The sequence below is a fragment of the Methanosphaera sp. WGK6 genome, assembly GCF_001729965.1.
GTDB lineage: Archaea > Methanobacteriota > Methanobacteria > Methanobacteriales > Methanobacteriaceae > Methanosphaera.
Genome location: NZ_JRWK01000002.1, coordinates 1 through 13893, shown reverse-complemented (window position 1 = coordinate 13893; position 13893 = coordinate 1). Strand labels below are relative to the sequence as shown.

The following is a 13893-nucleotide window of genomic DNA, read 5'->3' as shown; positions in this document are numbered from 1 at the left end:
TATTAATCCTCCTGAGTAATTTTATGCTTTATCTTCTAATACAAGATTTGGAGATATACATAATGATTTTAATTCATCAAGTAATAATTTAAATGCATATGATATTTCAATTGGGAATGTTTCTGTTTCCCCACAAATTGCACAATATGTTCTATCACGTATTTTATCTCGTACTGCTAATCTTCCACAATCTCCACAGATAAGAGCTTCATATTTATCCGATTCATCAAGTAATCTTTCTTTTAAGGATAATGCTGCTCCATGAGCTATTAAACAATCCCTTTCCATTTCACCAAATCTTAATCCACCTTCTCTTGCTCTACCCTCAGTTGGTTGACGAGTAAGCACTTGAACTGGACCTCTACTTCTTGCATATACTTTATCAGATGTCATGTGATGTAATTTTTGATAGTATGCTACACCTACAAAGATTTCTGCTTTGAAACGTTCCCCAGTTATACCATTATATAATTGTTCACGACCATGTGTTTCAAATCCATTTTCTTTCAAGAGTTGTTTGATTTCATCTTCAGGTACTCCAGTAAAAGGTGTTCCATCGATACGTTGTCCTTCCATACATCCAGCTTTACCTGCAATCATTTCAATAATCTGTCCAATAGACATCCTAGATGGAATTGCATGAGGATTTATCATTAAATCAGGACACATTCCATCTTCATTGAATGGCATGTTTTCTTGAGGTACTATCAGTCCTAATACTCCTTTTTGACCGTGTCTTGATGCGAATTTATCACCATATTCAGGTTGTCTATGATCTCTAACTTTTACTTTTGCTAGTTTACTTCCTTCAATAGTTTCAGTTAATAGAACTTTATCTACAATACCTTGTTCACCATGTCTTACTGTTACACTAGTTTCTCGTCTTCTTTCAGCAACTGTTCCAAATTCATCTACATCTTCTAAGAATCTTGGAGGTGATGTTTTACCAATTAATACATCCCCACTAGTTACTTGTACTTCAGGATTGATTAATCCATCTTCATCTAAGTTTTTATAAACTTCTTCAGAACGATATCCTCTCACCATACTTTCAGGATATTCAAAATGATCTTCTTGTCCTCCAGGATATCTTCTTTCAGATGCTTCATAGGATCTGAAGAATGAAGATCGTCCTAATCCTCTTTCAAGTGAAGATTTATTCATAACAAGAGCATCTTCCATGTTACATCCTTGATATGATAAAATTGCTACTACAAAGTTTTGACCAGACGGTCTTTTATCATATTCTGTTGAGACCATACTTTTTGTTTTTACTACAGGCATTTGTGGTTGATGTAATAAGTGTGCTCTTGTATCTGTTCTTAAATTATAGTTAGATACATAAAGTCCTAATGCCTGTTTTGTCATACCTGCTTCCATTGTGTTCCTAGGTGAAGAATTATGGTTTGCATATGGAATAATTCCTGCACATATACCAAGCATTGTTGAAGGATCAATTTCTAAATGAGTATGTGCTGGTGTAATCTCTTCTTCAAACATTGCAATATATGCATTTTCTTCTTCTTCAGCATCAATATACTCTATAATTCCTCCATTAATAAGGTCGAACCATTTCATTTCCCCATTAATTACTTGGTCAATGATTTTATCAGTAAGTCGAGATACTCCATTTTCAACAATTACTAATGGTCTTCTTGCTCTTCCTGCATCTGTAAATATAAATATTTCATTATTTTCAGCATAATATGTTATATTTAACTCATGAGTTAATTCATTAGATCTTCTTCTAGATTTAACTTCTGCTACAAATGCATCAGGTTCATCTGTTGTTCCAATTAATTTACCATTTATATATACTTTAACTGTTGGCATTATAATTCTCCTTTTTTATTCTAAGTTATGATCTAATGGTTTTAAATAATTCATTGATGTAATATCTTTTTCAATATCTTTTAATGGATATCCTTCAGATATTTTAGTGATTACAGCTAAATTTTTTACTAAACCACAGTTCGGTCCTTCTGGAGTTTCGTTTGGACATATTTTTCCAAATTGTGTTGGATGTAAATCTCTTGCTTCAAAGTGAGGTTGACTTCTAGATAATGGTGATACAACACGTTTAAGGTGTGATAATGTACCCATATAACTAGTTCTATCAAGAAGTTGGCTTACACCAGCTCTTCCTCCAACCCAATTACCAGTAGCTATTGCATGTTTTATATTTTCAGTTATTACATCAGATCTTACTGCTTGTTTAACTGATGGTTCTTTTCCACGAGATAAACTACGTTCTAATTGATAAGTCATATCTCTTGTTAAACTTGTGAAAGCTACTCTAAATAAATCTTCCATGAGATCTCCAGATACTCTTAATCGTTTATTAGCATAATGGTCCTTATCGTGTGGTTCACGTTCACCATTAATTACTTGTAAAAGCATGTCAGTCATTTCTGCAAGATATACTGCTTTATCAATACGATCTTCAGGTTCTACACCTACATGAGGTAATAAATAACGATCAATTACATCTTCAGCTCGTTTAACTCTGTATTCCTCAGTCATTCCTTTTGCTACTCTATTACCAATGTATTTAATAGCATCATATTTTGTATTGATACCTGTTGTTTGAATATCATCTATTAATAAGAATTGTGTATTTATATCATCAGATACACTATTTACAAGATCCACATCTTTTTCAAATCCAAGTGCTCTTAAAAGAATTACAAGAGGTATTTCTCCAGGCACATAAGGGAATGATATTCTTAAGAATACTCCTTTTTTATGAGGTTTTCTATACTCTAAATTAATTCTTGCTCTAAAACCACTTTTAATTGAAGTTACAACAGCTCTTGCTCTTCTATCAGCTTTATCTTTTTCACTTTGTTCTAATATAATTTTATTTGGAGCGATTTCTTCCATTGTAACAATAGCCCTTTCGGAACCATTTACTATGAAATAACCCCCAGGGTCTTGAGGATCTTCACCTACTTTCTCCAATTCTTCATTGCTTAAGCCATTTAAGTGACATGCTTTAGATTTAAGCATGACAGGTAACTCACCTATATAGACTTTCTCCATTTCATAATCTTCACTGTCTCCTTTAACAAGAGCCATATCTAAATACATATGTGCAGAATAGTTTAAATTTCTTAATCTAGCTTCGCAAGGTTCAATTATACTTTTAGAACCATCAGCCTCTTTTATAAATGGTTTAACTATTTCTACATCACCAGTTTTTATAGTATATTCACCATGATCCAATGTTATTGGTTCAGTAATATCAACAATTTCTTGAATTTTATTATCTAAAAAATCATTGTATGATCGGATATGGTGGTCTACTATATCATATTCATCAAAAAATGAATCAACTAAAGACCATGCATTTTTTGTCATATATCCATCTCCCAGTTGAAAAGAAATTATTACGAATAATTTTACACACACTACATTATTCTTATTCTTTTCTAAATTTTCAATTTTTACTACTAGATCTTATCCTCAAGGGATTATAATTTTAAAATTTAAATGATAACTGATTAAACACGACCAATAATCCACATTACTAATTTATTTTTAAGTGATGGTAATACAATAAATCAACAAGAGAATTCATTAATATCATGAATTTAATCACAACTATATCATATCATACTAAGTTTTATTCATTGGAAAGTTTTGATTAATAAAAAAAAAGAATTTATAAAAATTCATATATGAAAAATACAATAAGATGATTCTATTAAATAAAGAATATATCCTATAGAACATACCGCAAAAATAAGATAACATCTAATCCCTATTATAAGCTGTATTATAAAAAAATAATTTTACAGAAATACCCTACAATTAATATAAATATCCTATTTTTTTATGAATTTAATATTCAAATCCTAAATTTATAAATAACCCATCACTTATCCAATAAAAATAAAATAATTACCCATTACTTAAATATAACGTTATAAAAATTATTTTATAAAATTAAAAGCATGACAATCATTTATAGTATTATTAGACATCATTACAAATTTATAATTACATTAAATATCATTTAATATTTCAAGAAGTAATTGCTATTCAATTACACAATATCTTCTTAAAAATGTTAATTTTCGTCATAATTAATTTTAGAACAAAATATTTAATCCTATCTAAAATAATATACATAGAATTTCAAATCTGATAAAGGAAACATGATTTAAAATTTAATTCTATAAATTAATACGTATATCATATGTATATACTTCATCTAATAAAAACATATAGTTTTATATACTAGTGGTTTCTTTTAAATACTAGTATAAAAAAAGAATTATTTTAATAAAAAAAAATCAGTAAATATTGTTAAATGATAAATTAATCTAAATTTATTCTCTAACAACCCTATAAGCAACAAAAATACCTGCAGTCTCACTTTTTCTTGTGATTCTAATAATATCCCCTAATTTAGCATCTATTGCTTTTATTACAGGATCATCAGGCAATATTTTAGGAATTTGATCCCTACGAACATTTAAATCTTCAAGAACTTTTTGAGCTTCTTCATCTGATAAAATAGTATGTTCTGGAACTAAATTATGTTGTAAAATATCAGTTTTCAAAATATATCCTCCGAAATAATATTATCATTAATAACTAGTATAAAATTTATGATATAAATATTTAATATACAATAAATTAAAATAAATTAGTTAAAATTAAGTTAAATATAAACGGGCCCGACGGGAGTTGAACCCGCGACCGCCTGGTTAAAAGCCAGGCGCTCTCCCAGACTGAGCTACGAGCCCCTATAAATCCATATTAATAATATCATATGAATAATAAATTAAAATAAATTAGTTAAAATTAAGTTAAATATAAACGGGCCCGACGGGAGTTGAACCCGCGACCGCCTGGTTAAAAGCCAGGCGCTCTCCCAGACTGAGCTACGAGCCCACGTTTAAAAGAACTGAACGCCGTGGCCGGGATTTGAACCCGAGTCGCAGGCTCGACAGGCCTGCATGATAGCCTCTACACTACCACGGCACATATAACTTATAATAAGTATTGTAATTACATTACAAACCAGTAATTAATAGTTTATAATTCATAGTATTTAAAGTTTACTATTAACTTAGTTACTCTTATAATTAAAAACTATTTTGTTTTTGAAATATATAAAGGAATATCCCGTCTGCCGGACTTGAACCAGCAACATTCGGATCTACAGTCCGATGCTCTGCCAAATTGAGCTAAGACGGGTAATAGTGGGACCACCCGGATTTGAACCGGAGTCTCAGGCTCCCAAAGCCCAAAGGATCGACCAAGCTACCCTATGGTCCCATTTTAAAAATTTTTTTATAGAGCCCCAGGGGGGAATTGAACCCCCGACCGCTTGATTACAAGTCAAGCGCTCCACCAGACTGAGCTACTGAGGCACTCTATTACTTTTTTATAACACATCATACCATAATGCGTTAAGAACTATTAATTATTTAACTAACTCATAGTATATAAAGGTTATGGTACTTATTCTTTTTCTTCAAAAAATTACTAAAAAAGTAATTATAGAATTATAATTACTTTAAAAAATTATTAAAAATTTAAAAAATTATTTTTTGTTAGCTGAATCAATTAATGCTTTTACAGCAGGTAATTCCTTACCAGCAATGAGATTTATACTTGCCCCACCACCACTACTAATATGAGTTATCTTATCATCCAAATCAAGATTACTTGCAGCAGCAGCTAAATGTCCACCACCAATAATAGAAAATCCTTTCGATTCAGCCATAGCATTTAATAAATCTTCTGTACCTAAATTAAAACCTTCTTTTTCAAATACACCTGCAGGACCATTAGCAAACAATGTTTTTGCAAGTAATATTTTTTCTTTATACATCTCAATAGTTTTAGTTCCTATATCATATATTGGTAAATTAGGAATTTCATCAACAGAATATTCAACTCTTTTATCATCCTCAAGAATTGCAAGATCCACAGGTAATATAATTTTATCAGAAAAATCTTTTAATAAATCTTTAGCAATATCAATATAATCTTCATAACCTCTTTCAACAATGAAATTATTATTATATTCTTGTAACTCAACACCACTTGCAACTAGAAAAATATTAGCAACCAATCCTGTTGTTAATATATAATCTGCTTGATTAGTTTTTAATGCATTAGCCATAACATTTATTGAATCATCAGCCTTAATTCCACCAAGTACATATACTCTTGGTTCTTGTGCATTATCTAATATACCAAACAAACTAGTCAATTCTAATTCCATGACTCTTCCTGCAATTGAAGGAAGCACTTGTGAAAAACCAATTATAGATGTTTGAGATCTATGAGCTGTAGCAAAAGCATCATTTATAAAATAATCAGCATAAGGAGCCAAAGTTTTAACCATGTATGTATTAGCTTGTTCTTTAGGTGATAGTTTAGGCATTTCTTCAGAATAGAACCTTACATTTTCTAACAATACAATTTCACCATCAACAAGATTACTTATAATATCCCTAGCTTCTTTTGAAAATATTGAATCAACATATTGAACTTCGGTTCCAATAATACTAGATAATGCTAAAGCATGTTGTTTAAGTGGAGTGAAATCTGATTTTCCCGGTCTACTCTGATGTGCTAAAATAACTACTTTAGCACCTCGTTCAGATAATTCAGAAATAGTTGTTGAATGCAATCTCATTCTTGTATCATCAAGTAAATCACCATTTAATGGATCTACAGGCGAATTAACATCTACTCTTAATAATATAGTTTTACCTTCTAAATCAAAATCATCCATTGTATTAAATTTATAATCCATATTAACTTACTCCAAGTAATTACTAAGTCTAGTTAAATTAGACTAACCAAATCTATTAATGCTTGTTTTTGATCTTTTGCTTTGATTATTCCAGAAGCTAATAAAACTCCTTCTGCACCAAGTTCTAATGCTGCTTTCATATCTTCACCAGTTGAAATTCCAGCTCCACATAAAACAGGTATTTCAGAATTTATTTTATGAATTTCTGTTACAGTATTTTCAACAACTTCAGGACTTGCCTTAGATACAGGTATTCCAGTACCAATTAATTCTGGTGGTTCTATTGCTATGAAATCAGGATTAAATGATGCTACAGCAGCACTTGTTTTAACATTGTTAGTGCATAATACACTTGTTAAATCTAATTCTTTAGTTTTTTCAACTACTGTGTCGATGTCTGCTAAAGTTAATCTTTGTTCAGAGTGATTAATTAAAGTCCCATTTATATTTGCTTCTTTAAGTGCTTCCGGTAAAGTAGAACCTGTATGACCTCCCGGAGTAATAGGATCAATATGTTGAGCATATACTGGTATATCCACCACATCCATAATTGGGTATAAATCAACTGTTTGAGGTGCAATAGCCATATTTATTCCTGTTTCATCACTTGCTTCTTGAACACTTTGTGATAATTTCACAGCATTTTTTCCAGATGACTCTGCATATGTTTTATAATTAAGTATTATTATTGGTGTTTCATTTTTAGTCATAAATAATTACCTACTAATCAAAAATTTTCTATTATTTAAAAAAAATCATTTGTTATTATATTATATCTTAATTATTATTATAGTAATTAAGTATAATTTGTTAATAAAAAAAATTAATTTTTTAACTTATTAGTTACATAAAAATAAACAATATGTTAATTTCAGAAACAAAACAAAAAGATTTAGAAAAAAAAGGATATAGATTTGCAGGAGAAAAAGTACATGCTGCAAATAAGATATGTCACTGGACTAGAAAAAGTATAGTTGATGAAGGTACTTGTTACAAAGAACAATTTTATGGTATAAAGAGCCATAGATGTTTACAAATGTCACCATCTATCCCTTATTGCCAACATAAATGTTTATTCTGTTGGAGAGATACTGAAATAACAAAAACATCATGGGATACTGATGATTATGATGACCCAAAGACAATAATTGAAGATTGTATTAAAAATCAAGCAAACTTATTATGTGGCTTTTTTGGAAATGAAAAAGCAAATCCTAAAAAATTAGAAGAATGTGTAAAACCTAATAATGCTGCACTAAGTCTTGCAGGTGAGCCTCTATTATATCCTGAAATTAATCAATTGATTGAAGAATTTCATAAACAAGACTTCACAACATTTCTTGTTAGTAATGGTGAAAGTCCTGAAAAATTAAAAGCTCTTCAAGAACATGAACCTACACAACTATACTTATCATTAGATGCACCTAATAAAGAAGTATATAAAAAAGTATGTAAACCCCAAGTAAACAATGGTTGGGAAAAATTACAAGAAAGTATAGACTTATTATCCACTCTTGATACTAGAAAAGTGCTTAGAATTACATCAGTAAAAGACTTAAACATGATACATACAGAAGAATATGCAAAAATTATTGAAAATAGTGATATTGATTATGTTGAAATCAAAGCATATATGTTTGTAGGTGACTCAAGAAATAGATTAGAATGGGAAAATATGCCTAAAACTATAGATATCCAACAATTTGCACAAGATATTGCTGATAAAACCAGTTTTGACATAATTGATGAAGTAGAAAAAAGTAGAGTTTTACTTCTAGGTGATAAAAAACCAGGAAAGTATAATAACTAGAACATGAATTATTATATAGAGGTGAAAAAATGTGGGGCAAAGTTGCTGGTGCAATAATTTTAATTATTATTGTCGGTGGTTTATTTGTACCTGTAGGTTCAATAACTCAAAGTAATAGTACAACAGCTATTGCAGTTACCTATGGAGAAACAACTTATAATAATCAAAATTATAAAGAAATTGTAGATGAATATTTTGAAAATAATGGAAATATAAAATTAAATAATGCAAATCAAACAATAATAACAGCTAATGATGTTAATAAAATTTCGGGAGATATCAGTAATAGAACATATAATTCAAATCAAATACTATCCTGTGCTATGGTTGATTTAAATAACAACAATGACATTACCGTTGATGTGGATACTTCTAAAATAACAACAGTTACTGAAAATATGTATAAATCTGCATTAAATTCTGCAGGTATAACTAAAGGTCATGTTATTGTTACTTCCCCAACACCCGCTACAGGTGAGTCAGCCCTTAGTGGTGTGATGAAATCATATGAAACAGCGACAGGTACTGAAATTCCAGATGAATTAAAAGATGCTGCAAATAACGAAATTTATACTGAAAGTCAAATTGTAAATAATACAAATGCTAGTTCAGATGATATCGCAGATTTAGTATCAGAAGCTAAAGAAGAAGTATCCAAACAAAATACAACTGATAGTCAGACTATTATAACTATCATAAATAATATTGCAAGCAATAATAATATAAATATCTCAGATAATGATGCTAATAATCTTGCAGATAGTATTTCTCAAAGTCAATCAGTTCAAGATCAAGCATTAGACTATAAACAACAAGTTTCTGAGTATATGGATAGTAATAGTGCTCAATCACTATTTTCACAAATATGGAATATGATAGAAGATTTTTTAAATAGAACTAATAGTAGTTCTAATTAGACATCCCTTTAAAAAAAAATTCTTTTTTTTACTTTTTTATTTAAAAACATGTTTAAATTACTTATATAATTAAATAACTCCTAATTATATTTAATTAAAAGAAATACATAAAATAAGAATTGTATTGAATATTTAGTGTAATTAAATTAACCAATAGAATAATAAAAAAATAAAAAAAGTATTATACTTTTATTCTAAAGATTTCATAAGATTAACTGCTTTTTGAGCTGCTTTCTCCATTGAAGTTTCGAAAGGTATGTTGTGTTCAGTTAAAATTCTTTGACCTTCTTCTTCATTAGTTCCAGTTAATCTAATAACTATAGGTACTTTAGTTTCCATTGAATTTGATACATTTACAACAGCATTTGCTACATCATCAGCTCTTGTAATTCCACCCAATATATTTAGGAAAATAACTTTAACATTTGGATTTTTAAGAACTAATTCTAATGCATCAGTAATATTTGATTCAGATGCTCCACCACCCACATCTAAAAATGTTGCAGGTTTTTCACCATAGTATTGTATAAGATCCATACCTGTTAAAGTTAATCCAGCACCATTTCCAATTACAGCTATATTACCATCAAGTTTTACATATGCAAATTGTTCATCTTTAAATTCATCAAATTCTTTTAGTTTAGTATGTCTAAAAAATGCATCATCATCAATAGCCATTTTTGCATCTGCTGCTATAAATCCATCAGGTGTTTTAATTAAAGGATTAATTTCAGCAACAGTTGCATCATAATCGTAAAATACTTGATATAATTTCCAAATAGCAGCACCTACTTTTGAAACTTCACTTGTTTCTACACCCATTTCTAATGCAATATTACGTGCTTCATAAGGCATGAATTCTTTTAATGGTTCAACATATCGTTTCACTATTTTTTCAGGAGTTTCCTTAGCTACTTGTTCAATATCCATTCCACCAGCTACACTTGCCATTATTAATGGTTTTTTAGAATCACGGTCAAGAATAATAGAGATAAAGTATTCATCCAATTTATTTTCAACTTTTTCTTCAATTAATACTTTTGTTACTTTTTCATCTTTAATTACTTTGAGGAATAATTCTTCAGTACGTTTTGCTGCTTCTTCAGGAGTATCTGCAAATAATATTCCTCCAGCTTTTCCACGTCCACCAGATAATACTTGTGATTTTACTGCTACTGGTTTTCCAATTATTTTTGCTTTTTCTGCTGCTTCTTCAGGAGAATGAGCTAAATAACTCTCAGGTACTTTAATATTACTTTTTCTAAAAATATCTTTTGCTACATATTCATGTATATTCATTAATTTCCACCTTAATTTAATTTTTTAACTATTTTCATACCTTCTTCAAATGCTGCTATATTCATATCTTTAGTTTTTGGAGGTACACTTTCAAGTATTGCTTTTTTAGCAGATTCTACAGAAATTATTTCTGTTACTTTAACAAATGATCCTAACATGACAATATTTGCTACTATTTTTTTACCAATCGTTTTTTCTGCAGTTTCTGTTACGGGTGCTGTGTAAACTATTAATTCTTTAGTATTAATTATATCTTCAATAGCACTTATATCTACTAAATTAGGATCTATAATTAATGTTGATTTTTCTTGTATATCACCAATATATTTTACTAATGCTTCATGAGACATTGCTACAAATATTTCAGGACTTTCTACTTTAGGATAATCTATCTCTTCATCACTTATTACTACCTCTGTACGTGATGCACCCCCTCTTGCTTCAGGACCATAAGATTGGGTTTGTACTGCATATATATGATCATATAATGATGCAGCTTTAGCAAGAACTATACCACAGGTTATTACTCCCTGACCTCCAAATCCAGCTATTCTTATATCAGTTCTCATTTTAATTCACCTTATATGCATTATTTATATTATCATCACAATCAATTTCAGAATGTTCTCTAATTACAGTTTCCATTGATTCTATAAATTCTTTTCTTGGTTTGTTCACATAAACTCCTGTGACGATTTTTCCTTGTAATTCTTCATTAGACATTTCTTTTGCAGATTCTATTGAAACTATATTTTTCTTAAACCAGTCCAACATAGCTACAGGTGATTTTATTTTATTTTTACGTCCATAATATGTTGGACATTGAGATACAACTTCTATAAAAGAAAAGCCTTTATTTTCTAATCCTTCTTTTATCGCATTTGTTACTTGTATTGGTTGAGTAGTCGTGTACTTTGCAACATATGATGCTCCCGCTGCTTTAACAACTTCAGAGATATTAAATGGTTTATCTGTTGATCCATAGGGAGCTGTTGTTGCAAAACTTCCTTCAGGACTTGTTGGACTTATTTGTCCACCAGTCATCCCATATATATCATTATTTATACAAATAACTGTTAAATTAATATTTCTTCGTGCTGCATGAATTAAATGATTTCCACCAATTGATGTTGCATCACCATCTCCTGTTACTACAACAACATCCCTATGAGGATTAGCTATTTTAAGTCCAGTTGCAAAAGCTATTGCTCGTCCATGTGTTGTATGTAATGAATCACATTTTACATATCCAGGTATTCTTGAAGAACAACCTATACCTGAAACCATGTTTAAATTGTCTAAGGATTTTCCAGATTGTTCTATAGCATTGAAAAATGTATTCATAACAATACCATTTCCACAACCAGGACAGAATATATGAGGTAATCTTTCTTCACGTAAATATTTTATAAATCTACTGGGCTTGTTTTCAATACTCATAAGTTAGTCCTCCATGATTTTATCTAATATTTCTGTTGGTGTATGTAATGCACCACCAATTTTTGAAAGTAGTTCTACTTTTGCATGTTTTCCTAAGACACGATCTACTTCATAATATATTTGACCTAAATTTAATTCAGGAACTATTATTTTTTTAGCATTTTTGGTTAATTCTAATAATTTTTCTTCAGGGAATGGCCATACTAAACCTAATTTAATATAACCTACTTTTAATCCATGATTTCTTGCTTTTTTAACTGCAGTTAATGCAGAACGTGTAGGTATTCCATAAGACAAGACAATAGTTTCAGCATCATCCAAGTATTCTGTTTCTATCATTGACATTTCAGTACTGTTTTTAAGAATTTTATCACATAATCGTGTGACTAAATCACTATGTACTTCAGGATCATCAGTACTTGGATAACCCCTTTTATCATGAGTTAATCCAGTTACATGAATATTGAATCCTTGTCCAAATGAAGGCATATCCGTTGTTCCATTTTTAGGAGCATCATATGGTAAATAAATATCATCTGTTTTTTCAGGCATTTGTCTTGGAATAATGTCTACTTTTTCAGGTATTATTATTTTTTCTCTCATATGTCCTACAATTTCATCGGCCATCACAAATACAGGACATCTATATTTTTCTGCTAAATTAAATGCTTGAACTGTGAAATCAAAACATTCTTGTACTGAAGATGGTGTTAATGCAATTGTTTCATAATCTCCATGTGATCCCCATCTAGCTTGCATCATATCCGCTTGAGCAGATCTTGTAGGTTGACCTGTTGAAGGAGAACCTCTTTGCATATTTATAATTACAATGGGTGTTTCAGTCATTGCAGCATATCCAATATTCTCTTGCATTAAAGAAATTCCAGGACCACTTGTTGCAGTAACAACTTTTTGTCCTCCCCATGCTGCCCCTATTATTGCACCTATAGCTGAGATTTCATCCTCCATTTGAATAAAATGACCTCCCAATGTAGGTAATTTTTTAGACATTATTTCAGCAATTTCAGTTGATGGGGTAATAGGATATCCTGCAAAAAATCGGCATCCAGCAGCTAATGCTCCTAGAGCACAAGCTTCATTTCCTTGTACAAAATATTCTTTATCAGCCATATTAATCATCATCCTCTATAGTAATTGCTTGATCAGGACACATTAAAGTACATAGTTGACATTTTACACATTTTGTGTTATCTGGTATAGGTATACATATTCCTTTATAATTTAATTCTTCTGAAGGAGTATATACACCACATGGACAAATGTCAACACAAATATAGCATCCTTTACATAATTCTTCATTTAAGTATAACATAATATTACCTTTATAACTTGTTGAATAGAAAATTACAATTTTAAATATTGTAACATAAAAAGCATAGATTATTCCATCAAATAATCATATCTTAACTTGTGAGTCTTAAATATAATAATCAAATAATTTTCATAATATTCATGATCCAATATAAAGAAAAAAAAATATTTTCTTAAACATCATGCTTCTCATATTCTATATTAATTATATTTGTTTGTTATCTTATTAATAATAATGTTAGAATATACATAATATATCCTTATAAAATAAGAAAAAATACAAAATAATTTAATATTAACTATAAATAAATATA

The 13893-nt window shown here is 29.7% G+C and carries 12 protein-coding genes and 6 tRNA genes; 2 read left to right on the top strand and 16 right to left on the bottom strand.

The annotated features are described in order from the left end of the window. Positions 1 to 21 precede the first annotated feature (21 nt). The 11 genes from rpoB to tpiA all read right to left on the bottom strand — a co-directional run bounded on the left by rpoB (position 22) and on the right by tpiA (position 7491). Positions 22 to 1833, bottom strand: a complete 1812-nt coding sequence (rpoB, locus tag NL43_RS01115; protein ID WP_069592139.1) for a DNA-directed RNA polymerase subunit B — start codon at positions 1831 to 1833, stop codon at positions 22 to 24. Between the two features lie 15 nt (positions 1834 to 1848). Further along, positions 1849 to 3360: a DNA-directed RNA polymerase subunit B'' gene (locus NL43_RS01110; protein ID WP_069592138.1), complete on the bottom strand. Its 1512-nt coding sequence runs from the start codon at positions 3358 to 3360 to the stop codon at positions 1849 to 1851. A gap of 974 nt (positions 3361 to 4334) precedes the next feature. Continuing rightward, on the bottom strand, positions 4335 to 4568 hold the full coding sequence (locus NL43_RS01105; RefSeq protein WP_084790319.1) for a DNA-directed RNA polymerase subunit H: 234 nt from the start codon (positions 4566 to 4568) through the stop codon (positions 4335 to 4337). Positions 4569 to 4680: 112 nt separating this feature from the next. Next, positions 4681 to 4754: transfer RNA gene (locus NL43_RS01100), tRNA-Lys, on the bottom strand. A 74-nt stretch (positions 4755 to 4828) separates the two neighbouring features. Further along, positions 4829 to 4902 (bottom strand) — tRNA-Lys (locus NL43_RS01095). A gap of 18 nt (positions 4903 to 4920) precedes the next feature. Next, positions 4921 to 4992: transfer RNA gene (locus tag NL43_RS01090), tRNA-Asp, on the bottom strand. Between the two features lie 142 nt (positions 4993 to 5134). Beyond that, positions 5135 to 5208: transfer RNA gene (locus NL43_RS01085), tRNA-Tyr, on the bottom strand. A 6-nt stretch (positions 5209 to 5214) separates the two neighbouring features. Continuing rightward, positions 5215 to 5289, bottom strand: a tRNA-Pro gene (locus NL43_RS01080). Positions 5290 to 5310: 21 nt separating this feature from the next. Then, a tRNA-Thr gene (locus NL43_RS01075) sits at positions 5311 to 5384 on the bottom strand. Between the two features lie 173 nt (positions 5385 to 5557). After that, positions 5558 to 6781, bottom strand: coding sequence for a phosphoglycerate kinase (locus tag NL43_RS01070; RefSeq protein ID WP_069592134.1), 1224 nt, complete (start codon positions 6779 to 6781; stop codon positions 5558 to 5560). Between the two features lie 32 nt (positions 6782 to 6813). Beyond that, a complete protein-coding gene (gene tpiA, locus NL43_RS01065) occupies positions 6814 to 7491 on the bottom strand; it encodes a triose-phosphate isomerase (protein WP_069592132.1) in 678 nt (225 codons plus the stop codon). 152 nt (positions 7492 to 7643) lie between these two features. Here tpiA and twy1 point away from each other — a divergent pair, with 152 nt between their 5' ends. Together twy1 and NL43_RS01055 are read left to right on the top strand one after the other, a co-directional pair. Next, a complete protein-coding gene (gene twy1 / locus NL43_RS01060) occupies positions 7644 to 8591 on the top strand; it encodes a 4-demethylwyosine synthase TYW1 (RefSeq protein ID WP_069592130.1) in 948 nt (315 codons plus the stop codon). Between the two features lie 29 nt (positions 8592 to 8620). Continuing rightward, a complete protein-coding gene (locus NL43_RS01055) occupies positions 8621 to 9508 on the top strand; it encodes a DUF1002 domain-containing protein (RefSeq protein ID WP_069592129.1) in 888 nt (295 codons plus the stop codon). Between the two features lie 189 nt (positions 9509 to 9697). Here the strand turns inward: NL43_RS01055 and sucC are convergent, their stop codons facing one another. Genes sucC through NL43_RS01030 form a run of 5 tightly spaced genes read right to left on the bottom strand, consistent with a single transcriptional unit; the run spans position 9698 to position 13580 of the window. After that, positions 9698 to 10807: an ADP-forming succinate--CoA ligase subunit beta gene (gene sucC, locus NL43_RS01050; RefSeq protein WP_069592128.1), complete on the bottom strand. Its 1110-nt coding sequence runs from the start codon at positions 10805 to 10807 to the stop codon at positions 9698 to 9700. Positions 10808 to 10818: 11 nt separating this feature from the next. After that, positions 10819 to 11376 carry a 2-oxoacid:ferredoxin oxidoreductase subunit gamma gene (locus NL43_RS01045; RefSeq protein ID WP_069592127.1) on the bottom strand — a complete coding sequence of 186 codons (558 nt, stop codon included), beginning with the start codon at positions 11374 to 11376 and terminating at the stop codon, positions 10819 to 10821. A 1-nt stretch (position 11377) separates the two neighbouring features. Continuing rightward, positions 11378 to 12247 carry a 2-oxoacid:ferredoxin oxidoreductase subunit beta gene (locus NL43_RS01040; protein WP_069592126.1) on the bottom strand — a complete coding sequence of 290 codons (870 nt, stop codon included), beginning with the start codon at positions 12245 to 12247 and terminating at the stop codon, positions 11378 to 11380. Positions 12248 to 12250: 3 nt separating this feature from the next. Next, positions 12251 to 13378, bottom strand: coding sequence for a 2-oxoacid:acceptor oxidoreductase subunit alpha (locus NL43_RS01035; RefSeq protein ID WP_069592125.1), 1128 nt, complete (start codon positions 13376 to 13378; stop codon positions 12251 to 12253). Between the two features lies 1 nt (position 13379). Continuing rightward, a complete protein-coding gene (locus NL43_RS01030) occupies positions 13380 to 13580 on the bottom strand; it encodes a ferredoxin family protein (RefSeq protein WP_069592124.1) in 201 nt (66 codons plus the stop codon). Positions 13581 to 13893 lie beyond the last annotated feature (313 nt).

Coding starts and splice junctions, on each gene's coding strand:
- NL43_RS01055 (WP_069592129.1), top strand. CDS start 8,621: ATGTGGGGCAAAGTTGCTGGTGCAATAATTTTAATTATTATTGTCGGT.
- NL43_RS01030 (WP_069592124.1), bottom strand. CDS start 13,580: ATGTTATACTTAAATGAAGAATTATGTAAAGGATGCTATATTTGTGTT.
- NL43_RS01040 (WP_069592126.1), bottom strand. CDS start 12,247: ATGAGTATTGAAAACAAGCCCAGTAGATTTATAAAATATTTACGTGAA.
- twy1 (WP_069592130.1), top strand. CDS start 7,644: ATGTTAATTTCAGAAACAAAACAAAAAGATTTAGAAAAAAAAGGATAT.
- NL43_RS01045 (WP_069592127.1), bottom strand. CDS start 11,376: ATGAGAACTGATATAAGAATAGCTGGATTTGGAGGTCAGGGAGTAATA.
- rpoB (WP_069592139.1), bottom strand. CDS start 1,833: ATGCCAACAGTTAAAGTATATATAAATGGTAAATTAATTGGAACAACA.
- tpiA (WP_069592132.1), bottom strand. CDS start 7,491: ATGACTAAAAATGAAACACCAATAATAATACTTAATTATAAAACATAT.
- NL43_RS01035 (WP_069592125.1), bottom strand. CDS start 13,378: ATGGCTGATAAAGAATATTTTGTACAAGGAAATGAAGCTTGTGCTCTA.
- NL43_RS01110 (WP_069592138.1), bottom strand. CDS start 3,360: ATGACAAAAAATGCATGGTCTTTAGTTGATTCATTTTTTGATGAATAT.
- NL43_RS01070 (WP_069592134.1), bottom strand. CDS start 6,781: ATGGATTATAAATTTAATACAATGGATGATTTTGATTTAGAAGGTAAA.
- sucC (WP_069592128.1), bottom strand. CDS start 10,807: ATGAATATACATGAATATGTAGCAAAAGATATTTTTAGAAAAAGTAAT.